We start from the raw sequence: 19,395 nt of genomic DNA, 5'->3' as shown, positions 1-19,395 counted from the left end.
GAGGCCTGACTTAGGCCGGTCCTTCGGGGCCGGCCTTTTTTGTGGGATGGCGTGCTCGGGCGGGGCTCGGGGACTGCCGGTTACGGGTCGGAAGCGGACACACAGAACTTCAATGATTCGACGCCTCTGCCCACTGGCGAAATACGGCGATGACTGAGTTTAGGTCCAGCGGTCCGCAGGCCGCCTCGAACATGTCTCCTTCTACCTTGGCGGTCCACCAACCACCTGTCTGTTGCCACTCTTCAAAATCAGCCGCGGCCGTTCCGTGGACAACGGGAATGAACTTGTGGCCGTGAAGCGGAGTCTCGCGAAGAGCGATCCTTAGCAACCAGCCTGGATTGTCCAGCGTTTCGACTTTAACGCCATAAAAGTGTTCCCAGCGCCCGTTGCATTGGCGAAAATACCACGCCATTAGCCAGTTCAAGCCGTCATCCATGCGCGAAGTATGCTCGGCATGGTTGACGGCTGCAATGGGTCGAAAGCGGACTTCTGGGCTTTGTGGCTGCGACGGCGTAGTCTTGCATGCCCCTTCAGGCTTTCGGCTCTCCGCGGCCGGCTCTCGGTCCCTCGGCCAATGATTTGAACACGCCGCGCAAGGTCCGTGCCTCCTGCTCGGTCATGTCGAGCCGGTGCAGGATGTCGCGCAGATTGGCTGTCATGATCGGCTTCTTGCCGGGCGGAAAGAAACCGCAGCGATCGAGCTCGCCTTCAAGATAGTCGAACATCGACAGGACGGTAGCGCGGCTTGCCGGCGGGGAGGGGTTGTTCTCGCGAAAGGGCGGCTCGCCGCCACTCGCCTTCAGCCATTCATAGCCGCAGAGCAGCACCGCCTGCGCCAGGTTGAGCGAGGCGAAGGCCGGGTTGACCGGGAAGGTCAGGATCGCGTCGGCGAAGCTGATCTCCTCATTGGTCAGCCCGATGCGCTCGCGCCCGAACAGGATGCCGACGCGTTCTCCTGTGCCGATGCGCTCGGAGAGGCCGGGCATCGCCTCGGCCGGCGTGACGACGCGCTTCATCTGGCCGCGCTCGCGCGCCGTCGTCGCCAGCACATGGTTGAGGTCGGCGATCGCCGCGGCGGCATCGGGGAAGAGCCGGGCATTGTCGAGGATATGGGTGGCGCCGGAGGCAGCCGCCGTCGCGCCCTTCTTCAGGCCGCCGCCGCTCGGCCAGCCGTCGCGCGGCGCTACCAGCCGCAGCTCGGTCAGGCCGAAATTCGCCATGGCGCGGGCGCACATGCCGATATTCTCCGCGAGCTGCGGTTCGACGAGGATGACGATGGGGGCCTGTCCCGCGATGGACGGGCGTGTGCGGTCGGTGCCGGAACCGGTCATGTGATCAAGGCTGCGTCCTGAAAGAGCGCGCAGCCATGCGCCGGCTGTGCCGCTCCCGTCAACCGCCGCGCCGGGATCAGGCGCGGCGGCGCTCGCGGGAGAAGTCGACGACCGGGCCCCCCCGGCCGCTGTCATGGGTCCGGAAGGCCGCAACCAGGCTGTTCAACCGCTCGATCTGCTGCCCCAGCGCCGTGGCCGAGGCGGCGCTCTGCTCGGCGAGCGCGGCGTTCGCCTGGGTCATCTCGTCCATATGGGCAATGGTCTGGCTCATTTCGTCGATTCCGCTGGCCTGCTCGGACGAGGCCGAGGAGACCTCGGTGACCGTCGTCGCGACGCGTTGCGAGGCCTCGACGATCTGGCCGAGCACGGCGCCGGCCGAGCGCACCAGCTCGACGCCGTCGCTTACTTGCGTGTTCGAGGCCTTGATCAGCGCGGAAATGCTCTTGGCGGCTTCGGCCGAGCGCTGGGCGAGGGTGCGCACCTCGCTGGCGACGACGGCGAAGCCCTTGCCGGCATCGCCGGCGCGGGCGGCTTCGACCGCGGCATTCAGCGCCAGCAGATTGGTCTGGAAGGCGATCTCGTCGATGACTGAGGTGATGTCGGAGATCTTCTTCGAGGCGTCCTCGATCCGGGTCATCGCCTGGACCGCGTCGTCGACGATGGCGCCGCCCTTGCGGGCGATGCCGCTCGCCTCGTGGGAAAGATTGGCGGCCTGCCTCGAGGCGTCGGCCGCGGCCTTGACCGAGGCGGCGAGCTCCTCGGTCGTGGCGGCGCTCTCCTCCAGCGAGGAGGCCTGCTCCTCGGTGCGCTTCGAGAGGTCGTCGGCGCCGCTGGTGATCTCGCGGCCGGCAATCGCGACCTCGGCCGAGGTCGCCTTGATCGCGTCGACGGTGGCGGCGAGGCGCTCGATCGCGCTGTTGAAGTCCTGCTTCAGCGTCTCATAGTCCTGCGCGACGGCATCCTCGATCCGCACGGTGAGGTCGCCCTGCGAGAGACGGGCGAGCGCATCGGCCAGCAAGGCGACGATTTCGCGCTGCTCGGCGAGCAGGGAGCCTTGTGCCGCGGCGGCCTCCTCGCGCTGCCGCGCAATGGCGAGGTTCTGGCGCTCGGCTGCGGCCCGGCCCTCGCTTGTCTCGGCCTCCAGCCGCTGCACGGCAAGCCCGTTATCCTTGAACACCTGCACGGCCTGCGCCATCTGGCCGATCTCGTCGCGGCGCGACAGGCCGGAAATCGCGACCTCGTAGTCGCCGGCGGCGAGCTTCAGCATGGCATCGCGCAGGCGGCGCAGTGGCACGGCGGTGGTGCGGCCGACGATGTAGGCGGCGATCAGGCCGAGCACCAGCGCGGCCGCGATCGTCCCCAGGATGATCCCTTGCGTCCAGCTCTGCGCTTCGGCGAGGCGGGCGCCCGCCTGGGCCTCCTCCGTAGAGAGCCGGGTTTCGAGCTCCTGCAGCGGCGGCGCGATCAGGTCGAATTCGCCGGAGAGCTTGTCGCCGGCAAGCATGAAGTCCTTCTCGGCCTTGCTCCAGGCGGGAACGATCTCGGCATAGGCCTTGAAGGCCGGCTCGATCTCGGCCTTGGCTTCGGCTGGAACGCCCTGGCGGCCGAGCGCGCGCTCGAAGCGGCCCTGCTCGACCTCCCATTGGCCGAGCAGGCTCTCGTCGAGGGAGAGTCGATAGGCGGCGTCGATGCGGCGCAGGGCCGCGAGGATGCCGGGAAGGCGCGCAAGGTCGGGCGAATCAGAGCCCATGCTGTTGGATCGGACCTTGGTCTCCAGAGCCTCGGCGGCGTCTTCCAACCTGGCCGCGAGACCGTCCGGAGCAGCCGAACGGAGGGCGAGCTGCATCGTGCTGATCGCCTGGAAATCGGCTTCGATCGCCTTCATCGGCGTATCGAGCGCGGCGATGCTGTCGCGCACGCGCTCGCCGCCATTGGCGTTGCCGAGGCGCGCGATCGCCTCCTTCAGTGATTCAAGACCGGTGCCGAAGTCCTTGAGATCGGTGGCTTCCTGGCGGAAGCGGACATCGCGGCTCTGCGCTTTCAGCGCGAAGCTCGCAGCACGCACCTCGCGCGAGCGGGCGGCGAGGGCTGAATAGGCCTTGTGATCCTCGAAGGCGGCGGTGAGCCGGCCGCTGCCGGTCCAGGATGCGGCGCCGATCAGCACGAGGCCGAGAACGAAGACGACGCTGACCAGCGCGATCCGGAGCTGGATCGTCAGGCGCGATGCGGCCGAGCGCGAGTGTTCGGTAGACAACGCAATAGCCCTCACGCCTGTCGAGATCGGGCGAGAGCCTGCCAAAACAGGCTTAATGTTCCCCTAAACGAAGACGGGCGCGGCCTCGCGGCTGCGCCCGCTTTTTCGATGAGACGGCCTGTGTACCTCAGAACGCTTCCCAGCCGGACTCGTCCGAGCGGGTATTGACCTGCCTGCGGGCGGGAGCCTGGCGCGGCGCTGCCTTTTTCTGTTCGGCGATCGCAGCCGCGAGTTTGCGCAGCCGCTGCGGCTCAGCGCCCTGGCCGGTGGCGATCGCCGCGAGGTCGGCGGTGCGCAGGGGCGGGGGCCCATAGGGAGCGGCCGCGGCTGGTGCCCTGGCAGCCGGCGCAAGCTCGTCGCCGGTCCTGAACGTCGCGACCAGTGCATTGAGCTCGGCGATCTTGCCTGCGAGCGCATTGGCCGAGGCGGCGCTCTGCTCGGCGAGCGCGGCGTTGGCCTGGGTCATCTCGTCCATATGCGCGACGGTCTGGCTCATCTCCTCGATGCCGTTCGCCTGTTCGGCCGAGGCGGTCGCGACCTCGGAGATGGTGGTCTGGACGCCGCGCGAGGCTTCGACGATGCGGGTCAGGGCATCGCCGGCCTGACGGACCAGCTTCACGCCGGCCTCAACCTCATTGTTCGAGGAGGAGATCAGGCCGGAGATGTCCTTGGCTGCCTCGCCGGAGCGCTGGGCGAGCGTACGCACCTCGGAGGCGACGACCGCGAAGCCCTTGCCGGCGTCGCCGGCGCGGGCGGCCTCGACCGCGGCGTTGAGCGCTAGCAGGTTTGTCTGGAAGGCGATGCCGTCGATCACCGAGACGATCTCGGAGATCTTCTTCGAGGCCTCCTCGATCCGGGCCATGGCGGCGACCGCCTCGCCGGCGATCACGCCGCCATCCTGGGCGACCTGCATCGCCTGGCCGGCCTGGCGTACGGCCTGCTGCGACGACTGCGCGGATGCCTTGACCGAGGCGGCGAGCTCCTCGGTGGTCGCAGCGCTCTCCTCCAGCGACGAGGCCTGCTCCTCGGTGCGCTTGGAGAGATCGTCGGCGCCGGTCGAGATCTCGCGGGCGGAGAGGCCGACATCGGAGGCGTTGGCCTGGATCGTCCGCATCGTGGTCGAGAGCCGCTCGGCGGTCTGGTTGATCGCCTCCTGCAGCGCGGCGAAGCGGCCGCGATAGCCGGTCGTCACGCGATGGGTGAGGTCGCCGGCGGCGAGCGACTGCATCGCATCGGCGAACTCGGTGGTCGCGGCATCGACGACGGCGTTGATCTCGTTGACGCCCTCGACCAGCTCGCGCAGCGGGCCGTCGACATCGCCGGCCTCGGCCTGGCCGGAGAAATCGCCGGCGCGGGCCGCCGCGACGATGCCTGCGACCTCGCCGACGAGGGTGCGGACCTTGGCCGCCTGCTCGGCGTCGGCCAGCATGGCGACCTCGCGGTCGCGCCGGTTGGTTTCGAGCGCGAGCGCGTTCTGGCGATAGTCCTCGAGCGCGCCGCTCAGCGTGCCGATCTCGTCGGGGCAGGGCGGGGCGGGGATCTTCTGGGCGAAGTCACCGGCCTGCATGCCGGCCAAGGCGGTCTGCAGCTGGACCAGCGGCCGGGCGATACGGCGCTGCACGCCGCGCCAGCTCACGACGCAGATGGCAAGCAGAGCGAGGAAGAGGCCGCCGGTGATCGCGAGCCGGGTCCAGGCCCGCGTCAGCGTCGCCCGGGTCACGTTCTCCATCTCGTCGAAGGACTGGCCGACGGCCGCGAGGATGGTGTTGAACGGGCCGTTGCACTGCTTGGTCCAGTCCTCGGCGGCGACGACCGGGCTGCTGCCCTGGCCGACGCGGCCGAGCTGCTCGTCCATCAGGCGGTTGGCGGCGGTGACCTCGCTGTTCATGGCGCCGACCTTGCGCACAAGCTCGGGGCTGACGCCCGGGCGCGCCGCCAGCTGGGTCAGCTGCGCGACGCTGGAGTCGGACGCGCCGCGCATCTCGCCGAGCCGACGCAGTTGCGCGGCGTCCATCGGCTTGTTGCTGCCGAAGACGGGGCGGAGCACCGAGCACTGCGTGCCGTAGTTTGAGCGCACACGCCAGCCGGCCGCCTTGAAGTTCTGCAGGTCGGCGAGCGCCGGATCGGACATTCGGACTGCGGTCGAGGTCGCGTCGGAGGCCGTCGTCATTGCGGTCTCGATATCGCCGACGCCGTTGTACCAGGGCATCGTCGCCGCAAGGCTGCGCTGCGCCTTCGGCTTGCCAGCCTCGGCGTACATCTCCGGCAGCTTGGCGGCAGTCGCCTTCTCCTTCTGGTCGATCGCGTCGGCGAGCGCCTTGCGGTCGGAAAGATCGGTGCTGCGCAGCAGGGTCATGGCGCTGGCGAGCGCGTCGCGATTGGCCTGCTCGATCTTCTTCAGCGTCGGCGCCGGATCGTCGGCGACCTGGATCGCGGTCTGGGCCTGGCCGCGATTGGAGCGGATCGTGTTGCCGGCGTTGAGGAGGGCTTCGTCGGCGGCGACCAGCTCGACGAGCCGCCTGCTGGTCAGGACGTCATCGACAGCCTGCCCGGCGAGAAAGGCGAGCGCGCCGAGGCCGGGCACGCACAGGCAGGCCATAGTGGCGACGAGGTAGTTCCTGATCGAAGCGGGGAAAAGATTCACTGGCACTGTCCGGGCTGTTCTGGCGCGGACAGGGAGGAGTTAGCGCTCCGCCCCCGTTCGCAATGTCGGGTCCGGCAGCCTTGCCAGCATACCTTTAAAATTTTGCCTCATTTCGGCCTTGCCGATTGCCGCGCTCAGCGCGCCGCTGCGCTCGCGACCGAGCGCATCACCCGGAGCATGTTGCCGCCGGCGAGCTTGGCGAGGTTCTCGGCCGACCAGCCGCGCCGGATCAGCTCGGCGATCACGCGCGGGAAGGTCGAGGCATCCTCGAGGCCCTCGGGATTGAGGCCGCCGAAGAAATCGGAGCCGATGCCGACATGGTCGTGGCCGATCCGCTTGGCGAGGTATTCGACATGATCGCAATATTCAGCCAGCGTCGCCTTCGGGCGAGGGCCGGCGGTGCGGACGATCTCGGCCTCGGCCTTCCTGTAGTCGAGCCCGTCCGGCGTCTTGCCGTACTGGTCCTTGGCCGGGCGATGCCAGTCGCGCGAGGCCTGGCTGATGAAGTCGGGCACGAAGGTCGCCATCACCAGCCCGTCGTTCCCTGCGACCCGATCGAGCACGTCGTCCGGGACATTGCGCGGATGGTCGCAGAGCGAGAAGGCGTTGGAATGCGACCAGACCACCGGGGCCGTGCTGACGTCGAGCACGTCGTGCATCACCTTGGGCGAGACATGGGCGAGGTCGACGATCATGCCGAGCCGGTTCATCCGGCCGATGACTTCCTTGCCGAAGGCGGCGAGCCCGTTGTGGCGCGGGGCGTCGGTGGCCGAGTCGCACCAGTCATGAGTGTCGTTGTGGCAGAGCGTCATCAGCCGGACGCCGAGATCCCAATAGGCGTCGAGCGCGTCGAGCTCGTTGTCGAGCGCCGAGCCGTTCTCGATCGTCATGAACAGGGCGATGCGGCCTTCCTTCCTGGCGGCCTCGACGTCGTCGGCCGACAGGCCCGGCCTGAAGACATCGGCATGGCGCTCCCAGATTCGGCGCATCAGCGCGATCTGCGCCAGCGCGAAGCCGGCGGGCTTGGGGTGATTCGGCGGGACATAGGCCGCGAAGAATTGCCCGGCGAGCTTGCCGGCCTGCATGCGCGGGATGTCGGTGTCGGTCTCGGGATGGACCTTGCCAAGGTCATAGGCGGAAAGATCGCCCTTCGCCGTCCGGTCGAGCCTCACGACATAGGGAAGGTCGTTGTGGCCGTCGATCAGCGGGACGCGGTCGAGCAAAGCGAGCGCCATGTCATAGGCGGCATCGGTGACGGGAGCGGCGGCGAGGACCATGGCGCACCTGGGAAGCAGGTTTCGGGAAGCGGGATTCGCAAGGGGTGATCGTGGCAGCGCCCGGTTCCCGGCGCGAGGCCAAAAAGCGCATGCCGTGAACGCGATAGAGGCCGCCATTCCGGTATCTCGCGCTGGGGTGGTGCGACATCGGGCCCATAAGGAGCCGGTATCGCAGGATCGTGTACTGCATGCCGAGCAATCATCTTGCGCCGAATGCGCGCAGGGCCGCAGCATTGGCTGCCTATTGCATATGCAATGTGACGCAGATTGCTTTTGACAGAAATGTGGCGCGGAGTGATTGTCGAGCGCGCAGACGGTTGGTAGCTCTGCGCCGTAATCGCATCCCGCATGCGCCGGTATCATATCGCGCAAAAAAGAACGGGTAACTGATTCGAGGGGTTAGGCGTCGTTCAATGGAAGTATTCGTCCAGCAGCTCATCAACGGGCTGACCCTGGGGTCAATCTACGGCCTCATCGCCATCGGCTACACGATGGTCTTCGGCATCATCGGCATGGTGAACTTCGCGCATGGCGACGTCTTCATGCTGTCGGCGTTCATCGCGTTGATCTTCTTCATGCTGATCTCGGCCTGGTTCGGGGCCGGTCTGATCGTGCTGGCGCTGATCTTCGTCCTGATCCTCGCGATGTTCTTCACCTCGCTGTGGAACTGGACGATCGAGCGCGTCGCCTACAGGCCGCTGCGCGGTTCGTTCCGCCTGGCGCCGCTGATCTCGGCGATCGGCATGTCGATCTTCCTGATGAACTTCGTCCAGGTCGTTCAGGGGCCGCGCAACAAGCCGACCCCGCCGATGCTGAACCAGTCGATCCTGCTGATCGACAGCGCGACCTATCCAGTCTCGATCTCCTACAAGCAGATCGTCATCATCGTGACCACGATCGTGCTGCTCGCAGCCTTCTGGTACCTGGTGCAGAAGACGCCGCTCGGCCGGGCCCAGCGCGCCTGCGAGCAGGACCGCAAGATGGCTTCGCTGCTTGGCGTGGACGTCGATCGCACGATCTCGATCACCTTCGTGATGGGCGCGGCGCTCGCGGCGGTCGCCGGCGTCATGTACCTCGTGCTCTACGGCGTCGTGAACTTCGCCGACGGCTTCACGCCCGGCGTCAAGGCCTTCACCGCGGCCGTGCTGGGCGGCATCGGCTCATTGCCCGGCGCGGTGCTCGGCGGGCTGCTGATCGGCCTGATCGAGGTGATGTGGTCGGCCTATTTCACCATCGACTACAAGGACGTCGCCGCCTTCTGCATCCTCGCGGTCGTCCTCGTGTTCATGCCCTCCGGCATCCTCGGCCGGCCGGAAGTCGAGAAGGTCTGACGCTCATGGCAGGAGAGGCATCGACCCCGGCCAAGCGCCAGGCTGACATGATGAAGGCATTGAAGGAGGCGGCCTTCGCGGCGCTGGTCACCTTCGGCCTGTGCATACCGATCATCGCCTGGGGCACCCGCCAGAATCTCGACAACCAGCTCGTGCTCGATCCGCGTTGGGACGCGGTGGCCTGGGCCGTGGCAATCATCTTCGTCGGCCGCTTCCTGATGGCGCTGCGCCAGCAGAAGCGAGGTGAAGGCAAGTCGGCGGTGCGGCTGCTGCCGCATGGCACGATCGGGTTCTTCCAGCGCCATTCGCGAATCTTCTCGGTGTTCGGCCTGGGCTTCCTGCTCACCTTCCCGATCATCGCGATCACCCTCGCGGGCTGGGGCGGGGCGCTGAAATGGATCGACAATTTCGGCGTCCAGATCCTGATCTACGTCATGCTCGGCTGGGGGCTGAACATCGTCGTCGGCCTCGCCGGCCTGCTCGACCTCGGCTATGTCGCCTTCTATGCGGTCGGCGCCTATTCCTACGCGCTGCTCGCCAAGAATTTCGGCCTGTCCTTCTGGATCCTGCTGCCGCTCTCCGGCATCCTCGCCGCCTTCTGGGGCATGCTGCTCGGCTTCCCTGTGCTGAGGCTACGCGGCGACTATCTCGCCATCGTGACGCTGGCCTTCGGCGAGATCATCCGCCTCGTCCTGATCAACTGGACGGACTTCTCGAACGGCTATGCCGGCATCTCCGGCATCCCGCGGCCGAGCTTCTTCGGGATACCGTTCACGGCCGGCGATGACGGCTTCGCGGCGGTATTCGGGCTCGAATTCTCGCCGCTCTACCGGACGATCTTCCTCTACTATGTCATTCTGTGCCTGGCGCTGCTCACCGCCTATGTCAGCCTGCGCCTGCGCCGTCTGCCGGTCGGGCGCGCCTGGGAGGCGCTGCGCGAGGACGAGATCGCCTGCCGCTCGCTCGGCATCAACACCACCAATACCAAGCTGACGGCCTTCTCGCTCGGCGCCATGTTCGGCGGTTTCGCCGGCTCGTTCTTCGCGGCGCGGCAGGGCTTCATCTCCCCTGAATCCTTCGTCTTCATGGAATCGGCGGTGATCCTCGCCATCGTCGTGCTCGGCGGCATGGGCTCGCTCTGGGGCTGCGCCATCGCCGCGATCGCGATGATCGGCGGCACCGAGCTCTTGCGCGAACTCGACTGGCTGAAGCAGATCTTCGGTCCCGATTTCGACCCGACCAAATACCGCATGCTGATCTTCGGCTTCGCCATGGTGGTGATCATGATCTGGAAGCCGCGCGGGCTGATCTCGACCCGCGAGCCGACCGCCTTCCTGAAGGAGAAGAAGGTCATCTCGGCGGACATGGTCCAGGAGGGGCACGGCTGATGACGACCAAGCCGCTTCTTCAGGTCGAGCATGTCACCATGCGCTTCGGCGGCCTGACCGCCGTCAACGACCTCTCCTTCGAGGCCCGCAAGGGCGACATCACCGCACTGATCGGCCCCAACGGCGCCGGCAAGACCACGGTGTTCAACTGCATCACCGGCTTCTACAAGCCGACCGAAGGCATGATGACGCTGACGCAGGACAGCGGGGACAGCTATCTGCTCGAGCGCATGCCGGACTTCCGCATCGCCTGGAAGGCCAAGGTCGCCCGCACCTTCCAGAACATCCGCCTGTTCGGCGGCATGACGGTGCTGGAGAACCTGCTGGTCGCGCAGCACAACCCGCTGATGATCGCCTCGGGCTTCACCTTCCTCGGCGTGCTCGGCATCGGCGGCTACAAGGCGCGCGAGAAGGAAGCGATCGAGAAGGCCAAATTCTGGCTGGAGAAGATCAATCTGATCGATCGTGCCGACGATCCGGCCGCCGACCTGCCCTATGGCGACCAGCGGCGCCTCGAGATCGCGCGGGCGATGTGCACCGATCCGGTGCTGCTCTGCCTCGACGAGCCGGCCGCGGGCCTCAACCCGCGCGAGAGCCTCGACCTCAACAATCTGCTCCTGTCGATCCGCAAGGACCACGGCACGGCGCTGCTCCTGATCGAACACGACATGTCGGTGGTGATGGAAATCTCTGATCATGTCGTGGTGCTCGACTACGGCACCAAGATCGCGGACGGCACGCCGGCCGAAGTCCAGGCCGATCCGAAGGTGATCGCGGCCTATCTCGGCGTCGACGACGAAGAGGTCGAGGCGGTGGAAGCGGAGGTCGGCCTATGAGCGAAGCAGGGGCGCTTCTCTCCGTCCGCGGCGTCAAGACCTATTACGGCAAGATCATCGCGCTGAAGGGTGTCGACGTCGACGTCCGCCAGGGCGAGATCGTGACCATGATCGGCGCCAACGGTGCGGGCAAGTCGACGCTGATGATGACGATCTTCGGCACTCCGCAGGCGCGCGAAGGTACCATCACCTATGAGGGGCGCGACATCACCAAGATGCCGAGCCATCAGATCTCGCGCCTCGGCATCGCGCAATCGCCGGAAGGCCGCCGCATCTTCCCGCGCATGACGGTGTTCGAGAATCTGCAGATGGGTGCGGCCGTCGCCGGCATGCAGCATTTCGACGAGGATCTCGAGAAGATCTGCGCGCTCTTTCCGCGCGTGAAGGAGCGGCTGCAGCAGCGCGGCGGGACGCTCTCGGGCGGCGAGCAGCAGATGGTCGCGATCGCCCGCGCGCTGATGGCGCGGCCGAAGCTCCTGATGCTCGACGAGCCCTCGCTCGGCCTCGCCCCGCTGATCGTCAAGCAGATCTTCGAGGCGATCAAGGAGCTCAACCACAGCCAAGGGCTGACCGTGTTCCTGGTCGAGCAGAACGCCTTCCATGCGCTCAAGCTCGCCCATCGCGGCTATGTCATGGTCAACGGCGTCATCACCATGAGCGGCTCCGGCAAGGAGCTGCTCGCCAATCCGCAAGTGCGGGCGGCCTATCTCGAAGGCGGGCGGCATTGAGCGCCGCGAGCTTGAACGGAGCACGATGATGCAGGGCATTCTCTACGAGGAGCCGACCATCTGGCTCTTCCTGCTGGTGACGGTGGTGATGGGCGGCTGGGCCGCCTGGATGGCCGGCCGGGCGGTGGCGATCACCTGGCGCCCGCCGATCCAGCTCGTCTTCTACACGCTGATCCTCGGGCTGGTGATCCGCTTCATCCATTTCGCTTTGTTCGAGGCGACGCTGCTGACGCTGCACTACTACATCGTCGACACGCTGGTCCTGTTCGCCTTCGCCGTCGCGGGCTGGCGCTACAACCGGGCACGGCAGATGACGATGCAGTATCGCTGGCTCTACGAGCGCACCGGGCCCTTCAGCTGGAGGGCTCGCGAGAGCTCCTGACGCCGCGCAAACACCACGAAAGTTCACCGGGCTTGCCGCGTGACAGCACCTCGAAAAAGCGCAAGACTGCGCATTCCGGTGGCACCACGCGCCGAGACGGGACGGCCAGGCCGACCCGTAATATACTCACAGGGGAGTCACAACGCATGAAGAAGCTGCTCTTGGGCGGTATTGCCCTTGGCGCGGTCCTCGCCTTTTCGGGCGTAGCGAACGCACAGATCAAGCTTGGCGTCGGCGGCCCGATCACGGGGCCGAATGCGGCCTTCGGCGCGCAGCTGAAGAACGGGGCGGAACAGGCTGCCGAAGACATCAACGCGGCCGGCGGCATCCTCGGCCAGAAGATCCAGGTCGTGGTCGGTGACGACGTCTCGGATCCGAAGCAGGGCGTCTCTGTCGCCAACAAGTTCGTCGGCGACGGCGTCAAGTTGGTGCTCGGCCACTTCAACTCCGGCGTCACCATGCCGGCGTCGGAAGTCTATGCCGAGAACGGCATCCTGATGATCAGCCCGTCGGCGACCAACCCGAAGATCACCGAGCGCGGGCTGTGGAACGTGTTCCGCACCTGCGGCCGTGACGATCAGCAGGGTTCGGTGGCGGCCGAGTACATTGCCAAGAATCTCAAGGGCAAGAAGATCGCCATCGTTCACGACAAGACGACCTATGGCCAGGGCCTCGCCGACGAGACCCGCAAGGGCCTGACCAAGGCCGGCGTCAAGGACGTGCTCTATGAAGGCGTCAACGCCGGCGAGAAGGACTTCTCGGCGCTGATCTCGAAGCTGAAGTCGACGGGTGCCGACTACCTCTACTGGGGTGGCCTGCACACCGAGGGCGGCCTGATCGTGCGCCAGATGCGCGACCAGGGCCTGAAGACCGTGATGATCTCCGGCGACGGCATCACCACCGACGAGTTCGCCACGATCGGCGGCCCGGGCGTCGAAGGCACGCTGATGACCTTCCCGCCGGATCCGCAGAAGCGTCCCGAGGCGGCTGCGGTCCTGAAGAAGTTCGAGGCCCGCAAGTTCAAGCCGGAAGCCTACACGCTGTACAGCTACGCCGCTGTCCAGATCATGGCCGAAGGCGCCAAGCGTGCGAACTCGGTCGATCCCAAGAAGATCGCTGCGGCGCTGCACGGCGGCCAGCCGGTCGATACCGTCATCGGCAAGATCGGCTTCGACAAGAAGGGCGACATCACCCGCCCGGACTACACCGTCTACACCTGGAAGAAGGGTGCCGACGGCAAGATCGGCTACGTCGAGAACTGATCGGCGCTGATCGCCGCAAGGCATGAGACGAGCCCGCTCCGGAGCGATCCGGGGCGGGTTTTTCTTGGGGCTGCCTTCCATCGGATCACCGGGCCACGAAGCAGAAAAAGAACGCGCGGATTGTCGGGAGCCGCGATGGCTTTTCGTCCTTTGGATGCCGAGCCCGTCAAGCAGTCCGTGGGAGCCTGCCGATGACCGTCACCGTCACCGCCTTTGAACGCTCGCCCGACCGGGGCAATGGCCTGGCGCGCGACATGCGCGTGCGTTGGGCGCTTGAAGAGGCCGGCCAGCCCTACGAGGTCCGGCTGCTGTCGTTCAAGACGATGAAGGAGCCCGCGCATCTCGCGATTCAGCCCTTCGGGCAGATCCCGACCTATGAGGATGGCGATCTCACCCTGTTCGAGTCGGGGGCGATCGTGCTTCATGTCGCGGAGCGCCATCCCGGCCTGCTGCCGGACGAGGCGAAGGCCAGGGCGCGGGCGATCATGTGGATGTTCGCGGCGCTCAACACGCTGGAGCCGCCGATCTTCGACCGCAGCCTGGTCAGGATCCTCGAGCGCGACAAGCCCTGGTACGAGGAGCGCCTGAGCGCCCTCGACGAGATCATACGCAAGCGCCTAGAGGGCCTCTCCAGCCATCTCGGCGATGCGGATTGGCTCGACGGTGCATTCAGTGCGGGGGATCTCCTGATGGTGACGGTGCTGCGCCGGCTGCAGGGTTCGGGCCTGCTGGAGGAGCGGCCGAACCTTGCCGCCTATGTCGCCCGCGCCGAGGCGCGACCGGCTTACCAGCGCGCTTTCGAGGCTCAGCGAGCAGTGTTCGCGGCCTCATCGGCGGGTTGAAGCAGCGCTGGGACGGGACGTCGTGCGGCTCTGCCGGTGCGGGATTTGAAGCTAATCGAAGCCGGGTTCTTAACGTCTGTCGAGTATCGAGCCCTCGAGACGTGGGAGCGCGATGTTCAACAAGCAGAGTCATCCCCTGCCGGCAGCGGTCGAAGCCGAGATCATTTCTCGTCTGTTCAACGCTCTGCCCCAGATCGGCTTCGTAACCACCTGTTTCGTCGCCGGGACGATCTTCATCGCCTGGGAAACCGGCGATGCCTGGACGTGGGCGATCCTGGGCGTCGCGATCGCGACGAGCGTCGCACGTATCGCCGGCATTCTGGCCTATCGGCGCTGGGCGCCGAAACCGATGACGCTGGAGCAGGCGCGGCGCTGGGAGCGTGCCTATTCGCTTCCGGCCCTCGCGTTCACGGTCGGCATTGCCCTTCTGACCGTCAGGGTCTTCGCTGCCGGCTGGACCAATGGTGAAATCCTCGCGGTCGGCCTGACCATGGCGCTGACGGCCGGCTCCTGCGCGCGGACCTTGCGCTATTGGCTCTGCGCAACGCTTTCGACCATCGCGTTGACCGTATTGATCGTGATGCTCCTTTTGTCTGCCGATCCGGTCCGGATCGGCATTGCCGCATTGTTCGCGCTCTACCTGTTTTCGATCTTCGAGTCGTCGCGCCATATCGTCGGCCAGGTCGAGGCGCTTCTCATCGCAGAACGGGAACTCGAGGCTGCGGCAAGACGAGATCCCCTGACCGGCCTCGCCAACAGGCGCGCTTTCGACGAGGCGCTCGCCGAGGCTTCAGCCACCGGGGGCTTCGCTTTGCTGCTGCTCGATCTCGATGGCTTCAAGGCGGTGAACGATCGCCTGGGCCACGCCGCCGGCGACGAACTTCTGCACCAGGTCGCGGCACGGCTCTCCGGCATGCTGAGGACTGGCGACATGCTGGCACGCCTCGGCGGGGACGAATTTGCCGCGATCCTGCCGACCGCCGACACGGCTGCGGTGAAAGCGATTGCCGATCGGGCGGTGGCGCTGGTCGGGCTACCCTACGCCGTGCTCGGCGCGCCGGCGATCGTCGGGATCTCGATCGGCTTCGAGGTCGTGGAGATCGGGCACGCCGTCGATGGACAGCAGGTCAAGGAGGCGGCAGACCGCGCGCTGTATTCTGCCAAGGCGGCGGGCAAGGGCCAGGCGGTCTTTGCCAGAGCCGCCTGAACCTGAGGAGCGAGCCTCGCTCCTTTGACGGCCAGCACAGGCCTGCGTCGATCAGACCGCCGTCAGGTTCTTCATGAAGCCGGCGAAGCGCAGCAGCCCGTCCGGCCAGGGACCATGGCCGGATTCGGTGTTGATATGGCCGCTGTCGCCGGCATCCACGAACTCCGAGCCCCAGGCTTCGGCCAACGCCCTGGCCTCGTCCGGCGTGCAATAGGGGTCGGTCGCGCTGGCGATCAGCACCGAGCGGAAGGGCAGGGGCTTTTGCGGGATCGCGCTGAAATCGTCGGCCATGCCGGGGATGGCGCGCTTGGCGCGCTCGGAGGCCGGGGCGACCAGGAAGGCGCCGGCGACCTCATGCGGTTTCAGATGCTCGGCCGCATGCGCGACGGCGCTGCAGCCGGCCGAATGGGCGACGATGACGACCGGCTTCGTCGCGGCGCGCACGGCGGCGACGATACGGTTTGCCCAGCCGTCGCGGGTCGGCTTGTACCAGTCCTCCTGCTCGACGCGGCGGGCGGTGGGCAGCTTGGCTTCCCAACGGCTCTGCCAATGGTCGGGGCCGGAGCCCGACCAGCCGGGGACGATCAGGATGTCGGTGTCGGAGGTTTTCATAGCCGCTAGATAGCGCTCGGTTCCGTGAAATCCAGCAGGCGCCTCAGGCTTCCCCGAACACCCGGCGGAAGATCGTGTCGACGTGCTTGAAGTGATAGCCCTCGTCGAACATCGCCTCCAGTTGCGCCACCGAGAGCTTGGCGGTGACGTCCTTGTCGGCCTTGAGGTTTGTGAGGAAATCCTCGCCATGCTCCCAGGTGCGCATCGCATTGCGCTGGACCATGGAGTAGCTGTCCTCGCGGCTGGCGCCGGCCTGAGTCAGAGCGAGCAGGACGCGCTGCGAATTGTGCAGGCCGCCGAGCTTGTCGAGGTTCTTCCTCATGTTCTGCGGATAGATCAGCAGCTTGTCGACGACGCCGGTGAGGCGGGCCAGCGCGAAATCGAGCGTCACAGTCGCATCGGGGCCGATCATGCGTTCGACGCTGGAATGCGAGATGTCGCGCTCGTGCCAGAGCGCGACGTTCTCCAGCGCAGGCGTCACCATGCCGCGCACCAGCCGGGCGAGGCCGGTCAGGTTCTCGGTCAGGACGGGGTTGCGCTTGTGCGGCATCGCCGAGGAGCCCTTCTGGCCCGGCGAGAAATACTCCTCCGCCTCGTAGACCTCGGTGCGCTGGAGATGGCGGATCTCGGTGGCGAGGCGCTCGACGCTGGAGGCCACGACGCCGAGCGTGGCGAAGAACATGGCGTGGCGGTCGCGCGGGATGACCTGGGTCGAGACCGGCTCGGGCGTCAGGCCCATCTTCTCGGCAACATATTCCTCAACCTGCGGATCGATATTGGCGAAGGTGCCGACGGCGCCGGAGATGGCGCAGGTCGCGATCTCGGCGCGGGCGGCGACCAGCCGGGCGCGGCAGCGGTCGAACTCGGCATAGGCCTGGGCGAGCTTCAGGCCGAAGGTCACCGGCTCGGCATGGATGCCGTGCGAGCGGCCGATGGTCGGGGTCAGCTTGTGCTCGAAGGCGCGGCGCCTGATGGCGGCGAGCAGGGCGTCGACATCGGCGATCAGGATGTCGGTGGCGCGCGCCAACTGCACCGAGAGCGTGGTGTCGAGCACATCCGAGGAGGTCATGCCCTGGTGGACGAAGCGCGCCTCGGGGCCGACGATCTCGGCGAGATGGGTCAGGAAGGCGATGACGTCATGCTTGGTGACGCGCTCGATCTCGTCGATGCGGGCGACGTCGAAGGTGGCGTCCCTGGCCTTGGCCCAGATCGTCGCCGCCGCCTCCTTCGGCACGACGCCGAGCTCGGCGAGCTTGTCGGTGGCGTGCGCCTCGATCTCGAACCAGATGCGGAAGCGCGTCTGCGGCTCCCAGATCGCGACCATCTCGGGGCGGGAATAACGGGGGATCATGGCGGGCTCGCGACGTGACGATGAAAGGCTCGCCGGCTCGCTAGCACGGACGGGCCGCCGACGGAATGCCGGAGGGCCGCTGCTGACAGCTTCGGACCCCCGTCCTGCCTAGCGTCCGCGCCGGCTGGGCGGGATGCTCCTCGTTTCCGGAGCGTCGACAGACCCAAGGAGGAAAAGACCGATGTCCTATGTCGATGGTTTCGTTGCGGCCGTGCCTGCCGCCAATCGCGACGCTTATGCCGAGCACGCCCGCAAGATGGCGCCGATCTTCAAGGAATTCGGCGCTACGCGGGTCGCCGAGAACTGGGGCGACGATGTCCAGCACGGCAAGCAGACGGACTTCTATCGCGCCGTCGCGGCCAAGGATGACGAGGTCGTGGTCTTCGCCTGGGTCGAGTGGCCGAGCAAGGAGGCGCGCGACGCCGCTTGGCAGAAGATGATGGAAGATCCGCGCATGGCGCCGGGCGCCAACCCGATGCCCTTCGACGGTGCCCGGATGATCTATGGCGGCTTCGCCGCGATCGATCTTTAGAGCGTCAGACCCAGTCGCCGCGCGCCGCCTCCGCCGCCGTGCGGATGGCGGCGATGTTGCCGGCATAGGCCGAGGGGCCGCCCTTGAACACCGCCGAGCCGGCGACCAGCGTATCGGCGCCGGCCTTGATACAGAGCGGCGCCGTCTCCGGCGTGACGCCGCCGTCGATCTCGAGCGCGATCGGCCGCTCGCCGATCAAGGCGCGCACCTGCGCGATCTTCTCGACCACCGAATGGATGAAGCTCTGGCCGCCGAAGCCTGGGTTGACCGTCATCAGCAGGATCAGGTCGACATCGCCGATCAGCGGCTCGGCCGCGCTCGCCGGCGTGCCTGGGTTGAGCACGATGCCGGCCTGCTTGCCCTGCGCCTTGATCGCCTGCAGCGTCCGGTGCGGATGCGCGCCGGCCTCGACATGGAAGGAGATCAGGTCGGCGCCGGCCTTGGCGAAGGCCTCGATGTAGGGATCGACCGGCGCGATCATCAGGTGGACGTCGAAGAACTTCTTGGTATGCGGCCGGATCGCCTTCAGCACGTCGGGGCCGAAGGTGATGTTGGGCACGAAATGCCCGTCCATCACGTCGCAATGGATCCAGTCGGCGCCGGCCTCGTCGATGGCGCGGACCTCTTCGCCGAGCTTGGCGAAATCGGCGGAGAGGATGGATGGGGCGATGCGGATCGTGCTCATGCGGAGTGGTCTAGCGCCGCGCTGCTGCTCTCGCAATCGCGAAAGGCTGCCGTCAGGCCCGCTTCAGCGGAAACGACAGGCGTCGGTCGGCCTCGGCGATCTCGACGGCGGCCTGGGTGAAGGCGGGACGCAGCTTCAGCCGCTCAAACCAGCGTGACAGGCCGTCGAACGGCGCGAGCGAGGGGCCGCCGAGCCGAAGCGAGAACAGCACGCTCATGAACAGGGCGATATCCGCGACCGAGACAGCATCGCCGAAGAACTCACGGCCTGCGAGCCGGTCTTCGAGCTCGGCATAGTGCTTTTCGAGCGCGTGCTCGGCGATCAGCGCATCGGCTTCCTGAGCGAGGCGCTTGGTCTGGTCGCTGCTCGGCGGGCTGGTGCGGTGCATCAGCGGCTTCAGCGCCTGCAGCATGATCTCGTCGGCATAGAGCTCGTCGAGCCGGCAGCGGGCGCGGGCGCCGGGGCAGACCGGCAAGAGCGGCGGCTCAGGATAGGCGTCTTCGAGATATTCGAGGATTATCGTGGAATCGTAGAGCACGATTCCGTCATCGTTCAGCACCGGGACCTGCCGCTTGGGGTTGAGAGCGACGACTTCGGGATGCTTGGGGTCGTAGCCGGTCGTCTGGTTGAACGGCACCATGATGCGCTCGAAAGCGAGACCTTTCTCGCGCAGCGCGATCTCGACCTTGCGCGAGAACAGGCTGAGCGGCCCCGAATAGAGCGTGATCATAAC

At 66.6% G+C, this 19,395-nt stretch carries 18 protein-coding genes; 9 read left to right on the top strand and 9 right to left on the bottom strand.

The features are described from left to right. Positions 1–109 precede the first annotated feature (109 nt). From CXY91_RS27235 to CXY91_RS27215, 5 genes are all read right to left on the bottom strand, one after another. Positions 110–436: an Imm53 family immunity protein gene (locus CXY91_RS27235; protein ID WP_100965022.1), complete on the bottom strand. Its 327-nt coding sequence runs from the start codon at positions 434–436 to the stop codon at positions 110–112. A 94-nt stretch (positions 437–530) separates the two neighbouring features. Further along, a complete protein-coding gene (locus CXY91_RS27230; RefSeq protein WP_100965020.1) occupies positions 531–1,331 on the bottom strand; it encodes an RNA methyltransferase in 801 nt (266 codons plus the stop codon). 76 nt (positions 1,332–1,407) lie between these two features. Beyond that, positions 1,408–3,585 carry a methyl-accepting chemotaxis protein gene (locus CXY91_RS27225; RefSeq protein ID WP_100965018.1) on the bottom strand — a complete coding sequence of 726 codons (2,178 nt, stop codon included), beginning with the start codon at positions 3,583–3,585 and terminating at the stop codon, positions 1,408–1,410. A 127-nt stretch (positions 3,586–3,712) separates the two neighbouring features. After that, positions 3,713–6,229: a methyl-accepting chemotaxis protein gene (locus CXY91_RS27220; protein ID WP_158673606.1), complete on the bottom strand. Its 2,517-nt coding sequence runs from the start codon at positions 6,227–6,229 to the stop codon at positions 3,713–3,715. 134 nt (positions 6,230–6,363) lie between these two features. After that, positions 6,364–7,506, bottom strand: coding sequence for a dipeptidase (locus tag CXY91_RS27215; RefSeq protein WP_158673605.1), 1,143 nt, complete (start codon positions 7,504–7,506; stop codon positions 6,364–6,366). A gap of 413 nt (positions 7,507–7,919) precedes the next feature. Between CXY91_RS27215 and CXY91_RS27210 the strand changes: the two genes are divergently transcribed. From CXY91_RS27210 to CXY91_RS27175, 8 genes are all read left to right on the top strand, one after another. After that, on the top strand, positions 7,920–8,837 hold the full coding sequence (locus CXY91_RS27210; RefSeq protein WP_091841039.1) for a branched-chain amino acid ABC transporter permease: 918 nt from the start codon (positions 7,920–7,922) through the stop codon (positions 8,835–8,837). A gap of 5 nt (positions 8,838–8,842) precedes the next feature. Further along, positions 8,843–10,225, top strand: coding sequence for a high-affinity branched-chain amino acid ABC transporter permease LivM (gene livM, locus CXY91_RS27205; RefSeq protein WP_091841041.1), 1,383 nt, complete (start codon positions 8,843–8,845; stop codon positions 10,223–10,225). Continuing rightward, a complete protein-coding gene (locus CXY91_RS27200; RefSeq protein ID WP_091841044.1) occupies positions 10,225–11,061 on the top strand; it encodes an ABC transporter ATP-binding protein in 837 nt (278 codons plus the stop codon). The genes livM and CXY91_RS27200 overlap by 1 nt, the downstream gene beginning before the upstream one ends. Further along, positions 11,058–11,789: an ABC transporter ATP-binding protein gene (locus tag CXY91_RS27195; protein ID WP_100965011.1), complete on the top strand. Its 732-nt coding sequence runs from the start codon at positions 11,058–11,060 to the stop codon at positions 11,787–11,789. Before CXY91_RS27200 ends, CXY91_RS27195 begins: the two co-directional genes overlap by 4 nt. Before the next feature lie 28 nt (positions 11,790–11,817). Then, complete coding sequence (locus CXY91_RS27190; protein ID WP_100965167.1) at positions 11,818–12,171, top strand: DUF6867 family protein; 354 nt, start codon at positions 11,818–11,820, stop codon at positions 12,169–12,171. Between the two features lie 146 nt (positions 12,172–12,317). Further along, a complete protein-coding gene (locus CXY91_RS27185; RefSeq protein ID WP_091841050.1) occupies positions 12,318–13,433 on the top strand; it encodes a branched-chain amino acid ABC transporter substrate-binding protein in 1,116 nt (371 codons plus the stop codon). 191 nt (positions 13,434–13,624) lie between these two features. After that, positions 13,625–14,275 carry a glutathione S-transferase family protein gene (locus CXY91_RS27180; protein WP_100965009.1) on the top strand — a complete coding sequence of 217 codons (651 nt, stop codon included), beginning with the start codon at positions 13,625–13,627 and terminating at the stop codon, positions 14,273–14,275. Positions 14,276–14,387: 112 nt separating this feature from the next. Next, on the top strand, positions 14,388–15,482 hold the full coding sequence (locus tag CXY91_RS27175; protein ID WP_100965007.1) for a GGDEF domain-containing protein: 1,095 nt from the start codon (positions 14,388–14,390) through the stop codon (positions 15,480–15,482). Between the two features lie 51 nt (positions 15,483–15,533). Here the strand turns inward: CXY91_RS27175 and CXY91_RS27170 are convergent, their stop codons facing one another. Both CXY91_RS27170 and purB read right to left on the bottom strand, forming a co-directional pair. After that, on the bottom strand, positions 15,534–16,094 hold the full coding sequence (locus tag CXY91_RS27170) for an RBBP9/YdeN family alpha/beta hydrolase (protein WP_100965005.1): 561 nt from the start codon (positions 16,092–16,094) through the stop codon (positions 15,534–15,536). A gap of 43 nt (positions 16,095–16,137) precedes the next feature. Next, positions 16,138–17,445: an adenylosuccinate lyase gene (purB, locus tag CXY91_RS27165; protein WP_100965003.1), complete on the bottom strand. Its 1,308-nt coding sequence runs from the start codon at positions 17,443–17,445 to the stop codon at positions 16,138–16,140. Between the two features lie 181 nt (positions 17,446–17,626). Here purB and CXY91_RS27160 point away from each other — a divergent pair, with 181 nt between their 5' ends. Beyond that, the gene (locus tag CXY91_RS27160; RefSeq protein WP_100965001.1) at positions 17,627–17,977 is read left to right on the top strand and encodes a DUF1428 domain-containing protein; all 351 of its coding nucleotides are present in this window, start codon (positions 17,627–17,629) and stop codon (positions 17,975–17,977) included. Positions 17,978–17,981: 4 nt separating this feature from the next. On the opposite strand, the gene rpe is transcribed toward CXY91_RS27160, so the two are convergent. Further along, the gene (gene rpe / locus CXY91_RS27155) at positions 17,982–18,662 is read right to left on the bottom strand and encodes a ribulose-phosphate 3-epimerase (protein WP_100964999.1); all 681 of its coding nucleotides are present in this window, start codon (positions 18,660–18,662) and stop codon (positions 17,982–17,984) included. 52 nt (positions 18,663–18,714) lie between these two features. Further along, a complete protein-coding gene (locus tag CXY91_RS27150) occupies positions 18,715–19,392 on the bottom strand; it encodes a glutathione S-transferase family protein (protein ID WP_248307658.1) in 678 nt (225 codons plus the stop codon). Positions 19,393–19,395 lie beyond the last annotated feature (3 nt).

The organism is Allobosea sp. FBZP-16 (assembly GCF_002831785.1).
Classification (GTDB): domain Bacteria; phylum Pseudomonadota; class Alphaproteobacteria; order Rhizobiales; family Beijerinckiaceae; genus Allobosea; species Allobosea lupini.
The sequence above is the reverse complement of the archived record's forward strand: the minus strand, read 5'-3'. Positions and strand labels throughout refer to the sequence as shown.